Here is a 22,978-nt window from a genome sequence, read left to right as displayed (position 1 = left end):
GGTGGGCGACGGCAACGGCGGGGGAATCACGGACACAGGCGGACGCAGGCGCACGCGCGGGGCCGCGCGACGCCCTCCGCATCGCCATCAGACATGCCTGTGGCCGGTCTCCGGGCTCGCGCGCGGCGCATCCATCGCAGGATGTTCCCCTCCGGCGCCTTCCCATGCGCATGCACAGTGGCCGATGCCGGAGTTGTCGCGCTTACCGTTGCGGGGGCAGCGCCGGACTGGAGGCGCCTTCGCGCTTCGTCACCGGCTTCCCGTTTCAACCCGCGGAGCATTCCGCAAGGTCACCTCAAGCGCGGGCATTGTAGCCTGCCGCCGCGGCCGTACCCTTGCCTTGGGTCAATCGGCGGAGCCGCCGTGGCGGTCGTCGTCGAACAGGGCGAACGCCGGTGCCGCCGCTTCCTCATGATGGGTGGTGGTCACCGGCGCCGCGGCGGGCCGTCCGCGCGGCGGCGGCAGCAGCGCGATGGCGGCTTCGGCGGCCTGCACCAGCTCGACGCGGCGTGCATCGGGGACGTCCTGCCAGTGGCAGTCCTGCAGCGCGCCTTCCAGCGCGTACAGCAGATTGAGACTGGGCTTGAAGCCGGCCCGACGCACCTTCATGAAGGCGCCCACCGTGCCCGCCTCTGCCAAGTCCTCGCGGGTGCGCAACCCGACCTGGCGCAGCCACGCCGCGGACTTGGGGCCGATGTTGCGCAGCTTCACGTTCATCCAAGCGATTCCAGGTACGCCCGGGCGATCGCTTCCAGGCCATGCTGGTCTTCAACGGAAAAGCGTGCGGGAATCGGACTGTCGATGTCGAACACGCCCAGCAGGGTCTCGCCCTGGTAGAGCGGCACCACCAGTTCCGAGCGGCTGGCCGAATCGCAGGCGATATGGCCAGGGAAGGCGTTGACGTCTTCCACGCGCTGGGTGGCGCGGGTGCTGGCGGCAGCGCCGCACACGCCCTTGGACAGCGGAATGCGCACGCAGGCCGGCAGGCCCTGGAACGGGCCCACCACCAGTTCGGTGCCGTCGAAGAAATAGAAGCCGACCCAGTTGAGGTCGGGCAGCGCGTGGTAGACCAGCGCCGACAGGTTGGCGGCGTTGGCGGTGCGGTCGCGCTCTCCGTGCAGCAGCGCGCGCGCCTGTTCCAGCAGCTGGGCGTATTGTTCCGGCTTGCTGCCGGTCAGCGTGGTGGCGGTAAAGCTCATTCGCGCAGTGTAGCAACCAGGTCAGCTGCGATTACCATCGCAGCCCATCACGACGGGCGGAGCGCGCGATGTTCTCGATCTACGTGACCGGCACCGACACCGGCATCGGCAAGACCCTGGCCAGCTGCGCGCTGCTGCATGCGCTGCGCGCGCACGGCCTGCGCGCGGCGGGAATGAAGCCGGTCGCCAGCGGCTGCGAGCGCATCGACGGGCAGTGGCGCAACGAGGACGCGCTGGCGCTGCAGGCCGCCGGTGCGCCGGGATTGACTTACGCCGACATCAATCCGTTCGCGCTGGAACATCCGCTGGCGCCCGAGCTGGCCGCGCGCGATGCCGGCACGGAGGTGCGGCTGACCCCGATCCTCGCCGCGCATGCGCGGTTGGCTTCGCAGGTGGATGCGCTGGTGGTGGAAGGCGTGGGCGGGTGGGCCGCACCGCTGTCGGCATCGATGATGCAGGTGGACCTGGTGCGCGCGCTGCGGCTGCCGGTGGTACTGGTGGTCGGGCTGCGGCTGGGCTGCCTCAACCATGCGCTGCTGAGTGCGCGGGCGATCGTGGACGACGGCGCGCACCTGGCGGGCTGGATCGCCTCGCATGTGGATCCGGCGATGGCGCGCGTGGAGGACAACATCGCGATGCTGCGCGAACGCCTGCCGGCGCCGTGCTGGGGCGTGCTGCCGCATGGGCCGGGCGTCGATCCGATGCTGCTGGCAGGACATCTGCGGGTGCCCGTGCTGGGCACGTAGGCCGGTTGGGGCAAGCGGGTCTTCCCGCATGCGCCGCTGTGCCGGGCAGCAGGTTCGCCGCGGCCGGACAATGGGGCTTCGTGAACTCGCAAAAAAACGCCCGGGTTTCCCCGGGCGTTCACATTGCATCAGCCGGCGGCCATCAACCGTGCTGCGGTTCCGGCGGCGGCAGCGACGAATGTTCCTTGCCACCGGCGTGCGCGTGGTCGCGGGCCAGGTACAGGTAGAACGCCGGCAGCACGAACAGGGTGAACAGCGTGCCGATGGTCATGCCGGAGGCGATCACCACGCCCATCGAGAAGCGCGACGCCGCGCCCGGGCCCTTCGCCATCAGCAGCGGGATCATCGCGAACACCAGCGCGGCGGTGGTCATCAGCACCGGGCGCAGGCGGATGCCGGTGGCTTCCTCGATCGCTTCGCGCTTCGACAGGCCCTGCTCGATCTGCAGCTTGTTGGCGAACTCCACGATCAGGATGCCGTGCTTGGAAATCACGCCCACCAGCGTGACCAGGCCCACCTGCGTGTAGATGTTGATGCTCATGCCGGGGAACGCCTCGATCCCTGCGAACTGCAGCACCTGCGACAGCAGCGCCAGCACGTTCAGCGCCAGCAGCGCGCCGCAGATCGCCATCGGCACGGTCAGCAGCATGATCAGCGCGTCGCGGAAGCTTTCGAACTGCGCCGACAGCACCAGGAAGATCACCACCAGCGCCAGCGCCAGGGTCATCAGCATCGCCGAGCCTTCCTGCTTGAACTGCCGCGACTCGCCGGCGTAGTCCACGCTGTAACCCTGCGGCAGCACTTCCTTGGCCGCCTGGTCCAGGATCGCCAGCGCCTCGCCCTTGCTCACGCCGGGGCGTGGGGCGAAGGTGATGGAGACAGCGTTGAGCTGCTGGAAGCGCTTGAGCGACTGCGGCTGCGCGCTTTCCTCGAGGGTGACGATGGTGGACAGCGGGATCAGCTCGCCGTCGCGGGTGCGGGTGTAGTAGTTCTCCAGCTGCGCCGCGTTGAGGCGGTCGCTGCGCTGCACCTGCGGAATCACCCGGTAGGCGCGGTTCTGCATCGAGAACAGGTTGGAATAGCCGCCGGCCAGCATCGCCGACATGTCGGCCGCCAGCGTGCGCATGTCGATGCCCAGCGTGGCCGCTTTGTCGCGGTCGATGTTGACCTCGATGCGCGGCTTGTCGATCTTCAGGTCCTTGTCCAGGAAGATGAAGCGCTTGCTGGCCATCGCCTTCTGCAGGATCGCGTCGGCCAGCTCGGACAGCTGCGACAGCTCACCCACGCCGCCGATCACGAACTCGCCACCGCCGCCGCCACCGCCGGCGCTGGGCAGCGAAGGTGGCACCAGCGCGAAGATGTTGAGGCCGGTGACCTGCGACATCTTCGGCTGCAGCTCCTGCTGCAACACCGCGTTGGTGGAGCGGCTGCGCTGGCTCCACGGCTTCAGCACGAAGCCGGCCATCGCGCTGGGGCTGGCACCGCCACCGCCGCCGAAGCCGCCGTTGAACAGGAAGTAGTCCTGCACTTCGGGCACGGTCTTGGCGATCTTGGTGACTTCCTCGGTATAGCGCTCCACGTAGTCCAGCGTGGCGATGGGGTCGGCGCTGGCGACCGAGAAGATGAAGCCCTCGTCCTCCACCGGCGCCGGTTCCTTGGGCGCGCCCATGTACAGGAACACGCAGCTCACCAGCACGATCAGGCCGAATGCGGCGATCACCGACCTGGTTTCCAGTGCGCTGTGCAGCTTGCGCTGGTAGCCGTGGTGGAGCTTTTCGAAGCGGCTGTCGAGCCAGTTCTCGAATTTGCTCTTGGGATGGTCGGGATCGTGCGGCTGCAGGATCTTCGAGCTCATCATCGGCGTCAGCGTCAGCGCGATCACGCCCGACAGCAGCACCGCGCCGGCCAGGGTGAAGGCGAACTCGGTGAACAACACGCCGGTCAGGCCGCCCTGGAAGCCGATCGGCAGGTACACCGCGATCAGGGTGGTGGTCATCGCCACCACCGGCCAGGCCAGTTCGCGCGCGCCGCGGATGGCGGCGTCGAACGGGCTCATGCCCTCCTCGATGTGGCGGTGGATATTCTCCAGCACGATGATCGCGTCATCCACCACGATGCCGATCGCCAGCACCATCGACAGCAGGGTCAGCAGGTTGATGGTGAAGCCCATCAGCAGCATCAGGAACAGTCCGCCGATCAGGGACAGCGGGATGGTCAGCGCCGGGATCAGCACGCTGCGCACCGAGCCCAGGAACAGGTAGATCACCACGATCACGATCAGCAGCGCTTCGATCAGCGTGCGGATCACCTCGTCGATCGCGTCCTGGATCGCCTCGGTGCTGTCGTACGGGATGCTCGCCTGCATGCCCTGCGGCAGCTGCGGCACGATCTCGTTGTCCCAGACCTTGCGCATCGCCTTGATCACGTCCAGCGAGTTGGCGTCCGGGGCAACGTAGATGCCCATGAACGTCGCCGACTCGCCGTTGATGCGCACCGAGGTGCCGTAGCTTTCCGAACCCAGTGCGACGTCGGCGATGTCGCCCAGCCGCACGATGGCGCCGTCCTGTTCGCGCACGATCAGCTTGCGGAACTCGTCGGCATTGCGCAGGTCGGTGCGCGCGGTCATGTCGATGGCGACCATCTGGCCCTTGGTGGAGCCCACCGCCGCCAGCACGTTGTTGGACTGCAGCGCGTTCGACACGTCGCTGGCGGTGACCTGCAGCGCGGCCATCTTTTCCGGCTTCAGCCAGATGCGCATGGCGAAGGTGCCGGCGCCGAGGATGTCCGCGCGCTGCACGCCGTCCACCGTCACCAGCTTGGGCTGGATCACCCGGGTCAGGTAGTCGGTGATCTGGTTGTTGTCCAGCGTCTCGCTGGCGAACGACACGTACATCGCGGCGATCTGCTCGCCCTGCTGCAGATCGATGACCGGGTCTTCCGACTGCGGCGGCAGCTGGCCGCGCATCTTGTTGACCTTGGCGCTGATCTGGGTGAGCGCTTCGCTGGGGTCCTTGTCCAGGCGGATGTAGGCCTGGATGTTGCTCATCCCGGCCGAGCTGGTCGACGACAGGTAGTCGATGCCTTCGGCGCTGGCGATCTCGCGTTCCAGCGGGGTGGTGATGAAGCCCTGGATCAGGTCGGCGTCGGCACCGAAATAGGTGGTGCTGATGTTGACCACCGCGTTGCGCATCTCGGGGTACTTGCGCACGTTCAGTTCGCTGAAGGCGCGCAGGCCGAACAGCAGGATGAACAGGCTGACGACCATCGCCAGCACCGGCTTCCTGATGAAGATATCGGTGAATTTCATGGGCAGTCCCGGCCTTACCTGTTCTCGACTTCCGGCTGCGCGTCGGCGGCCGGGCGCACGTCGTTGTTGATCGTCACTTCGGCGCCGTTGCGCAGCTTCAACAAGCCGGAGGTGACCACCTGTTCGCCGGCCTTGAGGCCGCTGGTGACGGCGATCAGGTCGCCGCGGGTGTTGCCGGTCTTGATGAAGCGCTGGGTGACCACCAGCTTGTCGCCGGTCAGCGGCTTGCCCTGCATGTCCTTCTCGCCGGGCTTGCGCTTGACCTTGCCGATCACGAACACCGCGTTGCCGTAGGGATTGAAGCTGATCGCGGTCTGCGGGATCACCACCACCTCACGCTCGCTGCCGAGGTCGAAGCCGACCTTGGCGAAGCTGCCCGGGCGCAGCGCGCCGTCCGGGTTGCGCAGGGTGGCCTGGGCGCGGAAGTTGCGGGTATTGGTATCGACCTGCGGCTCCACCGCGGTGACCTTGCCCTCGAATGACTGGCCGGGCAGTGCATCGACGGTGGCGCGCACGCTGGTGCCGTCCACCATCTGGCCGATCAGCTGTTCCGGCAGGCTGAATTCGAGGTAGATCGGGTCGAGCTGCTGCAGGCTGACCACCGGCGCGCCTGGCGCCAGGAACTGGCCGAGGTTGACCTTGCGGATGCCAAGCACGCCGGCGAACGGCGCGCGGATGGTCTTCTGCGCGATCAGCGCGCGCTGCGCTTCCACCTGCGCGCGCGCGGCGGCGGCGGCGGCGGTGCGCTGCTGCACTTCGTCCAGCGAAACCAGCTTGTCCTTGCCCAGCTGCTGCCAACGGTGGGCCTGGGTTTCGGCCAGCCTGGCCGAGGTTTCCAGCGCTTTCAGGGTGGCCGCTTCATTGGCGGTGTTCAGCCGCACCAGCACCGCGCCCGCGGCGACCGGCTGCCCGGCCTCGAACTCGATGCTGCGGACCACGCCGCCGGCTTCGGTGGTGACGTCGGTGCCGTTGACCGCCACCAGCGTGCCTACCGCCTCGCCGCCCTCGGCCCAGCGCTGCGGCTTGGCGATGGTGGCCGACACGGCGGCCGCCGGCTGCGGCATGTTGTCGAAGAAATTGTTGGTCTGCTTGGCGAAGAACGCCTTGAACAGGAGCACGCCGCCGAACACCACGGCGACGCCGACCAGCATCAGGATCCAGCGCAGGGCCGGGCGGGGCGGACGACGGGAAGACTGGGCTGTCATGGGAGATTCCTGGGAAGGTCGGCGACGCGTTTGCGCCTGCAGGCAGAGATGCGCGGCTGCGGGAGGTCGGGCGAAAAGAGCGGGGATCATATACCCGCCGGTATAGTAAATGCCAGCGCAAATGCGACTCATGTGCCGGTGGTCATGATGCGCGCTGCGGGGTGACAGTAAAGTTGCGGATCGGCCGGATGGTCGGGGATCTGGAACAGGCGATGGGGCGGATGCGCATGCGGGGCGTGGTGGCGGTGTTGTTGCTGGGGCTGTGGTCGGCGGGCGCGCCGGCGCAGCCGGGTGTGGCGCCGTCCGATGCGCCCTGCGTGGGCCTGGTGCTGGGGGGAGGTGGCGCGCGTGGCGCCGCCCACGTCGGCGTGCTGAAGGTGCTGGAGCGCGAACACATCCCGGTCTGCGCGATCGCCGGCACCAGCATGGGCGCGATCGTCGGCGGGCTGTACGCGGCGGGCTTCGACGCCGACGAGCTGGAGCGGTTGCTGGCCACCATCGACTGGAACGACATGTTCGTCGACGGCCCGCCGCGCGCGCAGCTGCCGATGGAGCGCAAGCAGGAGGACTTTCGCCACCTGATCGACCTGGAGATCGGTTATCGCGACGGCCGCCTCGGCATCCCCGCGGGGCTGGTGCGCGGGCAGAAGCTGATGTTGCTGTTGCGCCGGCTGACCCTGTCGACCTGGCGTGCGGAAGGGTTCGACCAGCTGCCGATCCCGTTCCGCGCGGTGGCCGCCGACATCGTCACCGGCAGGAAGAAGGTGTTCGCCGACGGCGACCTGGCGGTGGCGATCCGCGCCAGCATGTCGGTGCCCGGCGCGTTCGCCCCGGTCAAGGTGGGCGAGCAGCTGCTGGTGGACGGCGGCATGGCCGAGAACGTGCCGGTGGACGAGGTCCGCGCGATGGGTGCGCATCCGATGGTGGTGGTGGACGTGGGTTCGCAGCTGCTCAAGGAAGACGCGCTGACCAACCCGGCGGTGGTGCTGGACCAGGTGATCACCGCGTTGATGGCGGAGAAGACCGCGCGCAGTCTGGCCACGCTGGGTGATGCCGACGTGCTGCTGCAGCCGGTGCTGGGCGACATCACCGCCGCGGACTTCCATCGCTCGGCCGAAGCGGTGGCGATGGGCGAACGTGCCGCCGAAGCGCAGCTGCCGCGGCTGCGCGCGCTGGCGCTGCCCGTCGCGGAGTACGCCGCACTGCGCGCGCGCCAGCGCCATCGCGACTTCGATCCGGGGCTGGTCGCCTTCCTCGACGTCGAGCCCGGGCAGACGCCCTCGGCCACCCGGCGGGTGGCATGGGCCACCGAGGCGCTGGTGGGCAAACCCTTCGACGTGGCCGCGACCGAGCGCGCGATCGGCAATGCCTACGGCGACGGCCGCTTCGAAACCATCGACTACCGCCTGCTGCCGCGCGACGGCAGGGCCGCCTTGGTGGTGCAGCCGCAGCAGAAGGCGTGGACCGCATCCGGCAAGGTCGGGCTGCAGCTGGACGACGACTTCAACGGCCGCAGTGATTACCTGCTGTCGGCGGAGCTGGTGTTCAGCGACGCCAACCGGATTGGCGGCAAGTGGCGCAACCTGATCCAGCTGGGTCGCATCACCGGCCTGCGCAGCGAGCTGTACCAGCCGTTCGGCACGCGCGGCGCGTTCTATCTGCGGCCGGCGGTGGAAGTGCGCAGCGAATCGCTGCCGCTGTGGCGGCAGGGCGATCAGCTGGCGGAATACCGGCTGCGGCGGCGCGAGTTCGACATCGGCCTGGGCTATTCGCCGCAGCCGACCTGGCGGATGGAGCTGGCGCTGGTCGGCGGGCGCGACAGCGCGCGTCTGGACGTGGGCGGCGCCGGGCTGGTGCAGGTGGGCTCGGAGAGTTTCGCCGGGCTGCGTGCCGGCGCCACCTGGGACAGCCTGGACAGCATCGACTTCCCCACCCGCGGCGGCCGCGCCAACCTCGAAGTGCTGTCCCTGCACCCTTGGGCCGGCACCCGCGCCGACGGCGAAGTGGCGCGCGCGTCGCTGGACTGGGTGCTGGCATGGAAGCGCTATCACCTGCTGCTGGGCGCGCGCGTGGCCAGCGCGCTGGAGGACGACGCCAGCGGCTTCCGTTCGCAGACCTTCCTGGGCGGCTTCCTGAACCTGTCGGGTTTCGCCGAACGCTCGCTGGTCGGCAGCCAGGCCGCGCTGACGCGGGCGGTGTTCTATCGCCGCACCGGCGATACCAGCCGGCTGTTCTCGCTGCCGCTGTACATGGGCGCCAGCGTGGAAGCCGGCAACGTCTGGAATACCCGCAGCGCCTTCGGCAGCGGCAGCGCGGTGGTCGCCGGCAGTGTGTTCGGCGGGCTGGACACGCCGCTGGGGCCGGTGTTCCTGGGCTTCGGCCGCAACAGCAGCGGTGCCGATTCCTGGTACCTGAGCTTCGGCTCGATGCTGCGGCAGGAGCCGCGCTGAAGCCGGCCGGGATCGCAGGCAAAAAAAACCCGGCGGCCGAAGCCGCCGGGTGATCGAGCGCAGAACCCGAAGGGGGAGCGGGCCTGCGTCAGTCCCGGGGGGGGGGATTACTTGGCAGTCTTCGAGGCGGCCTTGGTGGCCTTCTCGACTTCGGCCTTGACCTGCGCGCCGGCCTGCTCGAACTGGTTCTTGGCCAGCGAGCCGATGGCTTCGTTGGTCTTCAGGGTGCCGGCGAACGCTTCCTGCGCGGCGCCGAAGCTGCGCTCGGCATTGGCGCGGGCGATCTGGATACCCTTCGGCCACACGGCCTTCAGGTCCTCGGCGTCGCGCACGTCGATCAGCTCGCCGGCAAAGGCGAAGCTGGCGTTGAGGTTTTCGCTGATCGCAGCCAGCTGCAGGCCGAACGCCTTCTCGGCATTCTCGAGGGCGAGGCGGTTGACGCTGGCGGCGGCTTCGGCGAACTGGCTGGTGGCCTTGCTGAACTGGTCGTTGAACTGGTACATGGCGTTCTCCTGGCGTTGCCGTGGCACCGGATGGGGGAATCTCCGGTTTGTGCGATGCAACATACGGCAGGAATTGTTGCAATGCAACATCGGGCCGACGAGCGGTCGCCATGCATTCAGTTTCGCCTTCCGGCCGCGCGCCGGCAGGCTTGGCGTCAACGCCGCGGTGCGTGCCCGGAGCGCAGCGGCGCGGGCATCGCCGGCTCCGGGATCGCCAGCACTCCGGCCACGTCGCGCGCCATCGGCGCCAGGTGGCCCAGCGCGCGGGCGTAGACGGTGCGCTTGAAGGTCACCACGTGGTCCAGCGGGTACCAGAAGTGCACCCAGCGCCAGCCGTCGAATTCGGGGGTTTCGGTCAGGTCCAGCTGCAGGTCGGCCTCGCTGCCCTTGAACCGCAGCAGGTACCAGACCTGTTTCTGGCCGATGCAGACCAGCCGGTCGCGATGGCGGATGGCATGCGGCGGCAACCGATAGCGCAGCCAGCCGGGGGTGGCGCCCAATACGTCCACATGCCGGGGCTGCAGGCCGGTTTCTTCCTGCAGCTCGCGGTACATCGCTTCCAGCGGGGTTTCATCGCTGTTGATCCCGCCCTGCGGGAACTGCCAGCCGTCCCGGCGCACGCGTCGCGCCCAGAACACACGCCCGTCCTCGTGCATCAGCACGATGCCCACGTTGGGCCGGAACCCGTCCGGATCGATCACGATGCGGACTCCAGAAATCTACTGCCTCCGACTCTGCCAGCCGGGCCGTGAAGCCGCAAGCCGCAAGCCGCGCCAATTGACGACGGCAGCCAAACCCGGAATAATTCCGGGTTCGCGTCGGCTATGTAGCTCAGCCGGTTAGAGCACAGCACTCATAATGTCGGGGTCAACGCGAACAATTCGGGAAATCTGGCTATGTAGCTCAGCCGGTTAGAGCACAGCACTCATAATGCTGGGGTCGGTGGTTCGAGTCCACCCATAGCCACCAGAGTTTCCCTATAAATCAATGCGTTGGATGACTAAAGCCCGCCTCGAAAGCGGGCTTTTTTGTGCCAGTTCGACTGTCACAGCCAACTTGCGGACCACTTCTGAAGGATCGCCGTCGGTCATCCCCGGAACCCACCGGAATGGCTTGTGACAGGTTCTGTGACAGATCCATGTGTCACAGCAACAGCCAGACCCGCGAAAGCGACCCCGACACTGGAATCCCGGCCCACCTGCACGACGGTGCCATCGACGGGCTTGCGCCCAACGGCCGCCAATTCCGTGAGCCATTCGGCGGCATACTGCCCCGGGGGACATCGGGACTGCGCAAGGTAATGAAGGAACATCACCTCGAAGACGCCTGCCTGGAGTGGCTGGCCAACACGGGCTGGGCCATCGTCGAGGGCGAGGCAGTTGCGCCGGGTGGCGAGATGGGCGTGCGCGAGCGCTGGTCGGACGTGGTGCTGGCACCGCGGGTCCGCGAAGCCATCATCCGCCTCAATCCCGAACTCCCGGCATCCGATGTAGACGCTGTGGTGATGAAGATCGCCGGCTATGGGCACCAGTCCCTGATCGACGGCAATCGCGAGCTCTACGACTGGCTGCGCAACGGCGTGCCCCTTGAGCGCAACGCCAGCGACGGCCGACGCGAGGTGCTGCGCGTCCCGGTGATCGACCCTGATGGCCACAACGACCTGCTGGCCGTGCGCCAGTTCACCGTACAGGGCGTAAAGCTGCGGCGGCCGGACATCGTGCTGTTCGTCAACGGCTTGCCGCTCGTGGTGGTCGAGCTGAAGAACCCGGCCGACCTCAACGCGGACTTCGAGTCCGCCTGGAACCAGATCCAGAACTACAAGGCCGAGATTCCGCAGCTGTTCTGGTTCAACCTGCTCAACGTCGTTTCAGACGGCACGGTTGCGCGCTACGGATCGCTCAGTGCCGATCTGTCGCGCTACTCGCGCTGGCGGCTGCTGGACGGTAAGAAGGTCCGCGACGGGCAGCTGGAGCTGGAAGTACTCATGCGCGGCCTGCTCAACCCGGCGACGCTGCTGGACTTCTTCCGCGGCTTCGTTGCTTATGCCGGGGCCGACGGCGGCGCCAGCTTCAAGATCATTGCCCAGTGGCACCAGTATCACGGGGTGAAGAAATCAGTCGAGCGCGCGGTCGAAGCGCTAACCCAGCGCAAGGATGGCAAGGGCGGCGTGATCTGGTTCACCCAAGGCTCGGGCAAGTCGTTGCTGGCCCTGTTTTATGTGATGGCGCTGCGCGATCGGCAGGAGTTCCGCAATCCCACGGTGGTGCTGGTTACCGACCGCAACGACTTGGACGGCCAGCTCTACGAAACATTCTCCGATAGCGCCTGGTCGCTGCGCGCCACACCCACCCAGGCCGACAGTCGCGAGGACCTGCGCCGGATGCTGTCGGAGGTGCAGGCCGGCGGGGTGTTCTTCACCACCATCAACAAGTTCGCGCCCGAGCCCGGTCTGACCTCGGTGCCGGTACTGTGCGAGCGCGACAACGTGGTGGTGATCGCCGACGAAGCGCACCGCACCCAGTACGGCTTCCGCGCCGACCTGGACACGAAGACTGGCAAAACCAAGTACGGCCTGGCCAAGTACATGCGCGATGCCCTGCCGAATGCCATCTACCTAGGCATGACCGGCACGCCTGTGAGCCTGGACGACCGCGACACCGAGGCCGTCTTCGGCAGCTATGTCGACGTCTACGACATGATCGCCGCACAGGAAGACGAAGCGGTGGTGCCGGTTAGCTACGAGTCTCGGATCATCGAGCTGCGCTTCAACGAGGCCGAGAAGCAGGCGCTGATGGACGAGTTCCTCGACGCTACCGGTGACGAGGATGAGGCCGAGCAGAACCGCACTGCCAGCCGCTACACCCGGCTGGAGGCATTGGCCATGGCCGACGGGCGGATGGCGACCCTGGCCGAAGACCTTGTGGCTCACTGGGAGGCACGCAAGGAGTCCGTGGCCGGCAAGGCGATGATCGTGGCCGTTTCGCGCGAGGCCGCGGTCCGGCTGTACGACGAGATCGTGAAGCTGCGCCCGGACTGGCATGCAGACGACATCAACTCCGGTCGGATTAAGGTCGTGATGACCGGCAGCTCCGCCGACCCGCCGCACTTCCAGCCGCACCGCACTGACAAAGCCGACCGCAAGCTGCTGGAGAAGCGCTTCAAGCAGTCGCCCGACGAGCTGAAGCCGCACGAGACGCCGCTGGAACTGGTGATCGTGCGCGACATGTGGCTGACTGGCTTCGATGCCCCGCCCGTGCACACCCTGTACGTGGACAAGCCCATGCAGGGCCACGGCCTGATGCAGGCCATCGCCCGCACCAACCGCATCTGGATGGATAAGCCTGGTGGCCTGGTGGTGGACTACATCGGCATTGGCGAGGAGCTGAAGAAGGCCATCCGCCAATACACCCGCGACAGCGGTGCCGAGCGAGAGCCGGTGGACACCTCCGGCGCGGCGCTGGGCATCTTGCTCGACACCCTGGATGTGGTTCGTAAGGAGTTCTTTGCAGGCTTCGACTGCAGCGGATTCGAGGATCCGAAGCGCGCCCTGGCTCTGCTCGCCCCGGCGATGGAGCACATCCTCAAGCTGAACCCAGAAGCCGACGACAAGGGCCGCAACCGAGGAGTGCGCGCCTACCTCGACCAAGTCGCCAAGCTGACCAAGGCACAGGCGCTGGCCGGTACCCGGCCCGAGGCGATGGCGGTCCGTGAAGAGATCGCCTTCTTCCAGGCGGTCCGCGTGAGCCTGATCAAGCTGACCCGTTCTGCAGGCGGGTTGTCGCGGCTGGAAAAGGAGGCCGCGCTGCGCCAACTCGTGGCCCGGGGCGTGCTGGTGGAAGGCGTCAATGATCTCTACGGCACGCTCGGCTTGGACAAGCCGGACATCAGCCTGCTGGACGAACGCTTCCTCGCCCAGATCCGCGAGATGCCGACGAAGAACTTGGCGGCCGAACTGCTGGAACGCCTGCTAGCCGACCAGATCCGCTCACGCGGACAAAAGAACGCATTGCAGGGCAAGGAATTCGCCACCCGGCTGGAAGAAGCGATCAACCGCTACCAGAACCGCGGCCTGACCACGGTCGAAGTGATCGAAGAGCTGATCCGGCTGGCCCGGGAAATCAACGAGGCACGCCCGCCGGACGGCATGAGCGAGGAGGAATTCGCCTTCTACCAGGCGTTGGCGGAGAACGAATCTGCCGTGCGAGAACTCGGCCACCCCGTGTTGCGCGCGCTGGCCCAGGAGTTGACCGACAAGCTACGCAAGTCGGCGACGATCAACTGGCAGAACCGTAAGGACTCGCGCGCGAAGATGGTGGCGATGGTGAAGGTGCTGCTGGCCACGCACCGGTATCCACCGGACAAGCAGCCGGAGGCGATTGAGAAGGTGATTGCGCAGGCGGAGCTGTTGGCGGATGCCTGGGTGGTGTAGTGCAAGGGCGGGAGCGGCTGCTTTCGACCCAAAGCAGACATGTCGCCAACGCATCAAGGCTAGGGCAAGGCATGGCCTGTCTTGGGAAGCTAAGCTGCCAGCGTAGGAAGAAACCGCTCCAGGAATAGCCGGATAGTCTGTGCGCTCGTATAGCTTGCGTATGCCTGATAGTCGTCGCCCTTCATGTTATCGGCGAAATCACACACGCTCTTTGCCACGAGGCCGAGGGGACGGGGCTCAGAAGCCATGCTGCATGCATGCAAGAACCCATACGATTCCATCTCAATGGCTCGAATTTTGCGATTCTGCTTGAGCACAGATTGAACAAAATCCGAATCGGCCAAGACTGCCGAGCCACTGGCCATCGGGGCGCGATGCACTGAGAACGGTACCTTTGGCGAATTCGGCCAATCTTTCCAAATAGAGGTAAGTGAGTTCTCGGACTTAGCAATCTCATCGATGTATGCAGCAACGCGAGCATCTATGGCAATCTGGTGGGGCTCTTGCTGAAAAAGCGAACACCCATCTTCGTCCATTGCGTGTTTACCGCTTTGATAGTCCCACGAGCAATCAGCAAATATGACATCGCCAATTTCCGTTCTCTTCGGGATGCCAGCGCAAATTCCGGGCATTACGCATACTTTTGGGGCGAAGATGCCGATCAATTTAGAAGTCAATACTGCCGCCGATACCATTCCCATGCGTGCGGCGTGGGCCGTTACAACGCTATAGGATTTATCATCAATTTGAATTGAACCTCGAACAACGAAGGTGTTGTCATCGGCAGGCTCGGAGGCTTTCCACTGCCAAGGTAGTCTACGAACAGCTTCGATTTCTTTGGGTAAAGCCGAAACGATTAGAACATCAGACGCGTAGTCTCTCGGAGCGTGTTGGTTAGCCTCCTTGCGAAGGTAGAGAACGCAATTCTTGATTGTATCTGCCCATTCGTCGCTGATTTCATTTGTAACGATGAGAGTCCAAGTTCCATCGCGGAATGTCTGCTGTGCTGCCAATGCGGCATCGTCGTATGCGGTCAAGCCAACAATCTTGCGAGGCATCAAATAGACGCCCTCATGGATCTCACTTAATAATTGCAGCGCATATCTGACGTCACCCTCTCCATCTAACCTCGCGGGAATTATTAGGTCGAGCAGAACGAGGTCGAATTTCTCAACTTTCAACTGTGTAGCTGCCTCGGCTGTGCTGCGCGCACTGACGATGGCCTGATAGTCCAGCCCAAGATCCTCGGTGAGGCGTTTTATAATTCTCGCCACACGAGGTGCATTGTCATCAATCAGCAGAATCCGCATCTTTCTCGTCCATCATTTTTGAAATGAACTCTCCTAGCTGGAGCTTCCATTCGTCACTGACCGCGCTGAAGTAAACGCAGTCTACGAAAGAATCACCGTGTAGGCCGCGTAACTCTTCGCCCAACTCACGCAAGCCAACGTGCTTGCCTTTGCTCTCGAAGCCCTCGTATTGCGTAATGACGATTACTTTTGGCAACAGCTCGTGGAACTCTAGATGCCTCAATACTTCTGCCCCTCCAAAGCCTTGAGGACGCCCCCCAGTCTCGCCTTGAGCAATGTCGAATGTTGGCAGCGACATGTCCAGCAAAATTAGCTCCGGACGTCTGGAGATCGCTATTTGTATGGTGGATCTGACTGACCGAGACGTCAGAATCTCGACGTTTGGCGCAAATATCGATAGCCAGTCTACGATGCTCGCTAACTTCGGCTGCTCATCATCCGCAATCAGGACTTTCATTTCGCAGAATTCACCGACAACGAAAACGTCAATGAGAACCGACCTTCAGGCGTCACATCGAACTCTAACTCGCCGTGCTCAGATTGAAACACGGTGCTAGCAAGCTTGGGGATACCTGAATCCCCCTCTGTCCTCGCTTTTTGCAGATAGTCAGCGTCTCTCAAAATAGGCTTCAGCTCAGCCAGTCTCGCAATCTTCTGCTCCAGGTTCACTTCTGGACTGATGTCGTTCAAGACTTCAATTGTGAGCAGAGAGTGTTCGATTGAATACCGAGAATGGATTTCGACGGAAGGTGCCTTGAGATGCGCATGCTTAGCCACGTTCCCGATAGCCTCAAACAGCACGTCCTGCATAAATGGCAGTTCATTTACGGTGAATTGCAATCCTGACTCGTCCTCAAAACTGATGTCGGGCTCAAAATCTGGATTGATGGTTCTCACCGATATGAGGGCGATATCGAATGCATCATCCATCGTGAACTTCACATCGTCTACCGTGGTGGGGGCGAACCAGCTTGCGGCGGATGTCACAGCAGCTTGAACGTTGGTCGAAGCTCTGTTGATGGCAGCATTCATATCATAACGCTCCGCACATGGTGGTAGCTGTTGCTGTACGGTGGTGCGCAACTGTTGAAACAAGGTGTCGACGTGACCCGAAGTCTCCTGAACAATATAGGTATTCGCTCCAACGAGAGCGCTGTTCAGAATTGCGCGAAGCATTCCCATCATGGTCTCTAGAAATGTATCGAGCGTGCGGTCTTGAAGTGCAACAGACCTGATGAGGCGGTATTGGATAGGCTGCAGACGAACGTCGAGAAGACCAAGTGGTTTTTCCTCGCACTTGACGTGAAGGAGCACATCTTTCAACCGAAGTAAGTGCTGATCCAAGGATCTTGCGAAGCTTAGAAATGCTCTCTGCATCTCGGCAGGGCTCTTCGCTAGCGAGATGGCGTGCGCCCATCTCGTATTCTCTTTGTATCGACCATCTCTGTCTTGCTGCGTGATCATTCCCTCCGCTTCGGCGGGCGCCCTGAGGTGCCCAACGATCGAGCCGTGCCTCACTCTTTTGCTTAGATAGCTATCGAGGCCGTGCGGGACGTTGAAAAGAAACCGATCGCGTGCTTGTCCGATCATGGTGAAAAGCAGATCGTCAGCTTCCGTCTCTTTTGGGAACAAGAGGTGCTTAGCAAGTTGCTCTGGCTTGGCTATGTCACGCAGGATCGCATCGAATGATTCCGGATTAGCGTCACCATCCTTTGTCAGCTGGAGATAGCGGGCGAAACTCTCTGCTAGATCACGGCGAAGCATCGACCGAATAGCGGGAGCATCGACGTGGATTCTTGTCGCATCAATCGTTTTCAGTCCTTGCGAGATTCGGATCTCTTTGGAGATGGAGAGAATTTGATAGCGATACTCATCTGAATTCGCGGGGTCCAAATCAAGCAAGACAGAGTAAATCTCGCGGCGCTGCTCTAGGACAGCCATCGAACTCTCTAGCGACGTAAGCATGTCCAAAACATCCATAGAGCACGCTCGTAGTAGGAAGTACACGAACTCTTGCTGTCTGCTGCCCTTCGCTACCTCCTTCAAATCTGAAGGTAACTCGACCCCCATACCTCTCAGGACTTTCTGTAGAGCGAATATCCTGTTCGTTCTAGTCGTGTCAGTTGAGTCGATGTCTGCTAGTGCGGCGAGTGCGTTGGACATCGCCACATCCTCGGAGAACGGTGCAATGTCGCGCCAAGCGGCATTGGAAAAAACCTGCACGATTGGGAGCGACTCTGGAGCTCTTGCCTTGATTGCCACTTCCGCACTGACAAGCTCGGCCGAGCTCTTGAAATTGCCGTTCGCGCCGAATGCAGACAGCGCGATAGTCGATGCCGCGCTGCTAAGAATGGTCGATTTAGACGTTAAGGCGCTTCCGATATTCCGCTCAACATCATCGAATCGGCCAGCATTGTGAGCGGCTGTACACAGGGCATAAGCCGCAACGGCCTCATCCACACTGGTGGAAACTAAGTGATCTTCATGCTGGAAGCAAAGGGCCACATCTCTCGATACCAACCCCTTCAATTTTCCGATTAGATCTGTTGCTACATCACTTGGAAATCGGATCGAGAAATCAATGAAAGATAGGTGCTCGCAATTTGCACTAGCTAAGCTCATGTACTCAAATTGCTTTTCCGCTGAGTTGGCCGCAATTGCGAGTTGAAAATATCTAATTGAGGCGCAGCTCGAGAGTCCGGAATATACATGGCCTATCTTCCGTGCCGTGTCTGCAAGGCCGTCGTCATCGTTTCTACCATCAATCGAGGCGCGCCCCATCGCGTGTGATGCGCGACCGTATAGGTGACCAGGTCTTCTATCTAGAACAGCGCTTCCTTCCTTTACGACCGAAAGCGCCAATCCTTGAAGGAGGATAGTGAATCCACTGAGGCGCGCGGCGCTCTCTTCATGTCGCAACGCCCTGTAAGCGCCAACGATATCGCCAGAAATAAGGCGGTCTGTCGCGATGCAATCATCGATGAGAAAACATTTAGCACTAGTTTGCATGCCAAGCCGAATGCGGATTTTTTCGATCCGAAAGTCTTCGATCCCACTTATTCTCTCGACAATCTGCGTGAGGTGCTTACGCAAGGACGCATCTTCCGACGAAGCAGCTAGGTGCTGGATTAGCGATACCAATGTCTCATAGATATCGATCAGATGGTGATTCTGTTCGATTCGCAGTATCGCGGCGACCTTCTTTTGATCTCTTGGCCACTCCTCAAGGACTTTGAATAGTAAGTAGGTTTTCAGGTCGTCGTCTTTGAATCGATCGATGCGCCGCTTCACATTTTCAAGATACCAACCTATGGGAACTGACCGCTCGGCTCGCTCAGATAGATGCCGCAGGTAGAATGGCAAAATTGCCTTTGGATAGGTCTTTCTTAAGGTAGCAGTGAAGTCCTTCTGTGCCTCGTCCCCCCCCTCATCCTGAAGAATCGCGACGCGCAACGAGATCGACCATAGCGATGCTCCATGGCGCTCCTCGATGGAATTGAGCTCAGAGAGCGCTTGAGCCATTTTTCCCTTCAATACCGACTGCTCGAACTGTCCCTTCAGCGCGATGAAATCATTGAGTTCTGCGACAGCGTTTCGGATTCTCTCAGCCAACCATGAAAGCTCGAACTTTAAAGTTCGAGGCTCAGTTGTCATCAGAAGCCTTAGATAGGAGTAGCCAACTGGACTCTTAGAGAATCTCAAATTCTCAAACGCGGTCAGCCTCGCGACTTCCCCAAAGAATTTTGGTATTGCCTGTTGGCTGACCCGAACCCGCGCATCCATCATCGCCGCACTGAGCTGGCTACGAAATAGGAATGCCCTTTCGGCTTCGTCAGCCGCCGAGTGCTTTCTGCCTGCGCGCGAACGGGCAACAACACCGCTCACTAACGAAATAGCCTTCCTTTTTTGATTGCTCAAGCAGCTCCCCCCCCAATTGCGATTTGCTGCGTAACACTGGGCTGTACCTCTCGGCGCCAGAACCTACACTTCTTTGCGGCACCATCTCTGGATTCTCGGGCTGATTCGCCAGTCTGACAAGTCTGCGGGAGCCTTGATGGTTCCGAGTATCGTTAAGCCATGGGCTCGTTGATTGAGGCTAGTGAATCGTTGGCCGAAGTTGACTGTCGACTAGATCTGGAGCATCCCAATAATGAGGGAAAGTCCGGCATCCGCCAGTGCGTGATGTCCGCTTTTGGCCGAAATGAGACGCAAGCATCTGCGGTGAACAGACCAAGGCCGCCCGAGCCGCAACGGCTACTACCTTCCAGGCAGTACATCTCCTACCCAACGCCCGGAAGCCAGATCCAGCGGCAACACATCCAGCATCAGTTGATCATTGAAGGAAAATCTGTCCAGTGGAACCTTGAATTCGAGGTTCATTGGATAGATCAACGCCATCCGTCCACGGCCCTGTAGGTAACGCTGTCCGTAGGCGAACAACTGGTAGAAGTCGGCCTGCGCCAGACCGTAGTTGGACTCGACGGCAGTACCGTCTATCAGCTTCCACTTGGCATCCACGACAAAGCGTTCGCCCTCGAACTCGACGATGAAGTCCGGCTTGAGCTGGAACATCCTCCGCGTCGGCGTGCGACACAGCCATTCGCTTGCTGCCTGTGTCTTCAGCGTTGCGCCGGGTGGCAGGTGGCGACGCAGGCACGCCTCCACATAGCTTTCGAACACCTTCTCCATCGGAAACAGCAGGCTGCGCCCGGTCCATTCGCCCAGTACCGACAGCGGGTTGCGGTCGCCGAGGATTAGTTCGCACCAAGGGCGGATCCGGCCGTAGTGGCTCATCAGGCGGTCGCTGCTCCAACGCCGGATGTCGCCGACGACGTTGCTGCTGTGGCGCACTTCAACAAGCTGATGCTCCAACTCGTGCGCCAGGCGCCAGTTGCCCGGCTCGCGGGTCATGCGCGCCACCTTGTCCAGAGCCGTAGCGATCAACCGGTTCTCGAGCCGGTTGGCGTCGAACACCTGATGTTCCACCTGGAACAGGTGTTGCCGCCCGGCCGGTTGCCGCAGCTGTCGCGCAACCTGCAGGCGCCCGCGTAGGAACCGAAGTTCCTCTTCCACCGGGTGGTAGTCGAAGCGCAAACCGCGCCGAACCAACACATCGAGTTCCTGCAGGAACTGCTGGATGATCCACTCGCTGACTGGGGCATTGAAGGTCTGCAGCGCGGTCGGTCCGGTGTCGCGCACCGGCAGGCGCAGGCCATGGCACAGCATCTGCACCAATACGCGACGGGCCGTGGGTACGTCGGTGTCGCCGCGTACGTGTTTGGGCAGGATCTCGATCCGGGTGCCACAGGGCGATTCAAGCACCCCCACGTAGTTGTCCAGGCGCAGCCAGCGCCTTCCTTCCAGCTGCACCAGTGCAGCGCCACCGGACCGGAACCGCTGCGCCTCGCCGCACAGCCAGTCGAAGGCCGAGGAGGGGATACTCGCCTCATCCAGACTCCCGGCTACCACCGGGCCGGTGGTCAGCCTGGCATGCTCGCGGACTGTAACCAGGTTCACGCGGCGGCTTGCGGTGCCTTGATGACTGCCCGATAGGCTTCGGGCAGGTCAAAGGCGTCATTGTTGATGCGCCACAGGCGCCCCTCGCCCGGAAGCTCGACCTCGTCGCCCAGCAGCTCGGCCACGCCTAGGTTCACTTGACGCACGAAGCGCAGCTCCTCGGGCTTGCGGTGGTCGTTGAGCACCCAGACGATTTTCTGCCAGTCTTCGAAGAAGTACTCCTGCAGTAGTGGCAGCACCTGGCGGCGGAAGACCCGCGCCAACGCCTCCAACGTCGGCGTCTCCTTCAGTCCCATGAAGTACGCGTGACCGAGCATGTAGTCGCGCCCGAGCAGAACCTCGATCCGGCGATTCATCGTATCCAGCAGCGCGTCCAGCGGCACGCCATCCACTTTGACACCGCCAAGCGCCTCGACGTCGGGCAGCATCTCCACGAACTCGAAGCGGCGCCTCAAGGCGACATCGAGCCCGGCCAAGGATCGGTCGGCGGTGTTCATGGTGCCGATCAGATGCACATTGGCGGGCACGCTGAAGCGCTCTTTGGAGTACGGCAGCGTGACTTCCAGCGCCTCCGGAGCACCCGCTCGCTTTGAAGGCTCGAGCAGCGTGATCAGTTCGCCGAAGATGCGCGAGATACTGCCGCGGTTTATCTCGTCGATGATCAGCACCCGAGCCTCGGGCTCATGCCGCCGGATCTGATTCTCAGTCTCGGGCGAAAGAAGTACCGCCAGACGATCCAGATTGATCGAGCCCGATCTCAGCTCGTAGATCGTCATCTGGCTGAAGCGATTCTCCATCAGGTCGCCGTATGGTCGTGGCGGGTCGTACTGGCGCAACCAGCGAACAGGCCGCGCCTGCACGTAATGCTCGTCCTCGCCTTGTCCCATGTAGCGGTACGGACCGGTCACCTCGCCAATGGCCCGGAACTTGAGGTTGCCGTGGGTCACCACGACCAGGTCACCCTCCTGCACACGCCGGACGAACTGGTCGAGCGCCGTGATTGCGTAGTCGGTGGATTTGGTGGCCGGCTCGGCAGCCCGAACTCGCTCGAAGATCTCATGCCGTGAAGAAACACCAGTCAGGTCCGCGCCGAAACCGAAACCCATCAGGGCAATGCTGTTCTCCATGCATTCGTCGAAGACGTGCTGCTCGGAATTGGCATCACCCAGTGAGAGCTTCCAGATCTTCCGCCCGGAAATGCTGACGCCCGAACCAGTCTCTGCAGCCACGGTTCGACTGCGTGCGGCTTCGCAGATCTGCTTGAACACGCCGTCCTCGACCTCGTAACGCAACCTGCCGGTCGTCTCGTCGGTACTCGCGCGGATGCCTTCGACAAAGTCCTCGTAGCTGAAGCTCTGGTGGAAGGTGACGAACCTGATCAGCCCGGCCTGCGCCAGTTCGTCGAAGCGATGCTTCAGCGTCTCACGTTCATCGGAGAACTCATCGAGGAAGTCAGGGTCGAGGATGCGAAGCGCCTGATTGATGGTGTTGTAGGTTTTGCCGGTGCCCGGCGGACCAAACAGGATCCTGTTGATGCTCATTGGCCGCTGATCCTCTGGATTGGTTTCCATGGCATAACTTGCGTCTGACGTGTCACCGGCCGACGCCGCGGGCACATGGACAATGCGGTACTCGCCTTCACCGAGCTTTTCGTAACGCAGGGAGTCGCCGCCCTTCGCGCCCTTGGCCTGGTAGTACGCGGACGCCGCCGACCGGTTGTGCAGGTAGCCGGTGTTCGTGCCGCGATAAATATCGGACTGGAACGAGGTGCCAGCGTCCGTCGTGAAGTGTGCCGGCACGGCCGGGGCATCCGGGTTCTTGGCCCGCATCATCGACTCGGGGAAGAATCCGTTGTCCAGCGCCTGCACCGGGAAAAAGGTATTACCTGGCTTCACCGCACCGTCGCTGAGCACAACAATGAGCGCCGCGGTCGTCGCGCCGACCGGTCGAATCGAGGTTTTGTGTGTACTGGTCGAGCTGGGATCGGCGTAGATTTCCCACACGCCCTGCACCTCGGGGTCATAGACCTCGTAGTACGCGCCACTGCCGGAGCCAACCTTGAACAGACGGTCGTAGCGATTCCCCGTGTCGGTGCGACGCGGTTGGCTGCCCGCGTGATAGGACGTCCGAGCCGGTGCATTGACGGCAACGGCATTCAACTCCGCCGATACCGTGCTGAAAGGGAAATCAGGCAGCGATCGCTTCAGGTACTCCCAAACCTCGGCGCGGGTCGCCTTTCCCCCGAGTGCGGCAACGGCATCGGCCACACGCTCCCACTGTGGCTTCTGCGAATAATCGGTCATTCCTTGCTC

The 22,978-nt window shown here is 62.7% G+C and carries 14 protein-coding genes, 1 tRNA gene and 1 riboswitch; of the genes, 4 read left to right on the top strand and 11 right to left on the bottom strand.

Features of this window, described 5'->3' with window-relative positions:
* Positions 1 to 84: 84 nt before the first annotated feature.
* A riboswitch (cobalamin riboswitch) is annotated at positions 85 to 313 on the bottom strand.
* Between the two features lie 32 nt (positions 314 to 345).
* Complete coding sequence (locus E5S66_RS12340; protein WP_138349679.1) at positions 346 to 717, bottom strand: TfoX/Sxy family protein; 372 nt, start codon at positions 715 to 717, stop codon at positions 346 to 348.
* On the bottom strand, positions 714 to 1,199 hold the full coding sequence (locus tag E5S66_RS12335; RefSeq protein WP_138349677.1) for a GAF domain-containing protein: 486 nt from the start codon (positions 1,197 to 1,199) through the stop codon (positions 714 to 716). The genes E5S66_RS12340 and E5S66_RS12335 overlap by 4 nt, the downstream gene beginning before the upstream one ends.
* Before the next feature lie 68 nt (positions 1,200 to 1,267).
* On the opposite strand from E5S66_RS12335, the gene bioD reads away from it, so the two are divergent.
* A complete protein-coding gene (bioD, locus tag E5S66_RS12330) occupies positions 1,268 to 1,945 on the top strand; it encodes a dethiobiotin synthase (protein WP_138349675.1) in 678 nt (225 codons plus the stop codon).
* A 142-nt stretch (positions 1,946 to 2,087) separates the two neighbouring features.
* Here bioD and E5S66_RS12325 read toward each other — a convergent pair whose 3' ends face one another.
* A complete protein-coding gene (locus tag E5S66_RS12325) occupies positions 2,088 to 5,252 on the bottom strand; it encodes an efflux RND transporter permease subunit (RefSeq protein WP_138349673.1) in 3,165 nt (1,054 codons plus the stop codon).
* 14 nt (positions 5,253 to 5,266) lie between these two features.
* Positions 5,267 to 6,457 (bottom strand): efflux RND transporter periplasmic adaptor subunit, encoded by a 1,191-nt coding sequence (locus tag E5S66_RS12320; RefSeq protein WP_138349671.1) that lies wholly within the window; start codon positions 6,455 to 6,457, stop codon positions 5,267 to 5,269.
* A 188-nt stretch (positions 6,458 to 6,645) separates the two neighbouring features.
* Between E5S66_RS12320 and E5S66_RS12315 the strand changes: the two genes are divergently transcribed.
* Positions 6,646 to 8,907: a patatin-like phospholipase family protein gene (locus E5S66_RS12315; RefSeq protein WP_138349669.1), complete on the top strand. Its 2,262-nt coding sequence runs from the start codon at positions 6,646 to 6,648 to the stop codon at positions 8,905 to 8,907.
* A gap of 107 nt (positions 8,908 to 9,014) precedes the next feature.
* On the opposite strand, the gene E5S66_RS12310 is transcribed toward E5S66_RS12315, so the two are convergent.
* Positions 9,015 to 9,410 carry a phasin family protein gene (locus E5S66_RS12310; RefSeq protein ID WP_028840227.1) on the bottom strand — a complete coding sequence of 132 codons (396 nt, stop codon included), beginning with the start codon at positions 9,408 to 9,410 and terminating at the stop codon, positions 9,015 to 9,017.
* A 155-nt stretch (positions 9,411 to 9,565) separates the two neighbouring features.
* Positions 9,566 to 10,111, bottom strand: a complete 546-nt coding sequence (locus E5S66_RS12305; RefSeq protein WP_138349667.1) for an RNA pyrophosphohydrolase — start codon at positions 10,109 to 10,111, stop codon at positions 9,566 to 9,568.
* 191 nt (positions 10,112 to 10,302) lie between these two features.
* Here E5S66_RS12305 and E5S66_RS12300 point away from each other — a divergent pair.
* Positions 10,303 to 10,379 (top strand) — tRNA-Met (locus tag E5S66_RS12300).
* A gap of 139 nt (positions 10,380 to 10,518) precedes the next feature.
* A complete protein-coding gene (locus E5S66_RS12295) occupies positions 10,519 to 13,839 on the top strand; it encodes a type I restriction endonuclease subunit R (protein WP_212745357.1) in 3,321 nt (1,106 codons plus the stop codon).
* An 89-nt stretch (positions 13,840 to 13,928) separates the two neighbouring features.
* Here E5S66_RS12295 and E5S66_RS12290 read toward each other — a convergent pair whose 3' ends face one another.
* From E5S66_RS12290 to E5S66_RS13795, 5 genes are all read right to left on the bottom strand, one after another.
* A complete protein-coding gene (locus tag E5S66_RS12290; RefSeq protein WP_138349665.1) occupies positions 13,929 to 15,149 on the bottom strand; it encodes a phosphorylase family protein in 1,221 nt (406 codons plus the stop codon).
* Positions 15,130 to 15,606, bottom strand: a complete 477-nt coding sequence (locus E5S66_RS12285) for a response regulator (protein ID WP_138349663.1) — start codon at positions 15,604 to 15,606, stop codon at positions 15,130 to 15,132. The genes E5S66_RS12290 and E5S66_RS12285 overlap by 20 nt, the downstream gene beginning before the upstream one ends.
* The gene (locus E5S66_RS12280) at positions 15,603 to 19,067 is read right to left on the bottom strand and encodes a hypothetical protein (protein WP_138349661.1); all 3,465 of its coding nucleotides are present in this window, start codon (positions 19,065 to 19,067) and stop codon (positions 15,603 to 15,605) included. Before E5S66_RS12280 ends, E5S66_RS12285 begins: the two co-directional genes overlap by 4 nt.
* A gap of 339 nt (positions 19,068 to 19,406) precedes the next feature.
* Positions 19,407 to 20,666: an McrC family protein gene (locus E5S66_RS12275; RefSeq protein WP_138349659.1), complete on the bottom strand. Its 1,260-nt coding sequence runs from the start codon at positions 20,664 to 20,666 to the stop codon at positions 19,407 to 19,409.
* The gene (locus E5S66_RS13795; RefSeq protein ID WP_138349657.1) at positions 20,663 to 22,969 is read right to left on the bottom strand and encodes an AAA family ATPase; all 2,307 of its coding nucleotides are present in this window, start codon (positions 22,967 to 22,969) and stop codon (positions 20,663 to 20,665) included. The genes E5S66_RS12275 and E5S66_RS13795 overlap by 4 nt, the downstream gene beginning before the upstream one ends.
* Positions 22,970 to 22,978: the final 9 nt, after the last annotated feature.

Source organism: Thermomonas fusca, from assembly GCF_005862345.1.
GTDB classification, from domain to species: Bacteria; Pseudomonadota; Gammaproteobacteria; order Xanthomonadales; family Xanthomonadaceae; genus Thermomonas; species Thermomonas fusca.
Note: the sequence above shows the minus strand (reverse complement) of the source record. Positions and strands in the feature narration are given on the sequence as shown.

Coding starts and splice junctions, on each gene's coding strand:
- E5S66_RS12340 (WP_138349679.1), bottom strand. CDS start 717: ATGAACGTGAAGCTGCGCAACATCGGCCCCAAGTCCGCGGCGTGGCTG.
- E5S66_RS12335 (WP_138349677.1), bottom strand. CDS start 1,199: ATGAGCTTTACCGCCACCACGCTGACCGGCAGCAAGCCGGAACAATAC.
- bioD (WP_138349675.1), top strand. CDS start 1,268: ATGTTCTCGATCTACGTGACCGGCACCGACACCGGCATCGGCAAGACC.
- E5S66_RS12325 (WP_138349673.1), bottom strand. CDS start 5,252: ATGAAATTCACCGATATCTTCATCAGGAAGCCGGTGCTGGCGATGGTC.
- E5S66_RS12320 (WP_138349671.1), bottom strand. CDS start 6,457: ATGACAGCCCAGTCTTCCCGTCGTCCGCCCCGCCCGGCCCTGCGCTGG.
- E5S66_RS12315 (WP_138349669.1), top strand. CDS start 6,646: ATGGTCGGGGATCTGGAACAGGCGATGGGGCGGATGCGCATGCGGGGC.
- E5S66_RS12310 (WP_028840227.1), bottom strand. CDS start 9,410: ATGTACCAGTTCAACGACCAGTTCAGCAAGGCCACCAGCCAGTTCGCC.
- E5S66_RS12295 (WP_212745357.1), top strand. CDS start 10,519: ATGGCTTGTGACAGGTTCTGTGACAGATCCATGTGTCACAGCAACAGC.
- E5S66_RS12290 (WP_138349665.1), bottom strand. CDS start 15,149: ATGCGGATTCTGCTGATTGATGACAATGCACCTCGTGTGGCGAGAATT.
- E5S66_RS12285 (WP_138349663.1), bottom strand. CDS start 15,606: ATGAAAGTCCTGATTGCGGATGATGAGCAGCCGAAGTTAGCGAGCATC.
- E5S66_RS13795 (WP_138349657.1), bottom strand. CDS start 22,969: ATGACCGATTATTCGCAGAAGCCACAGTGGGAGCGTGTGGCCGATGCC.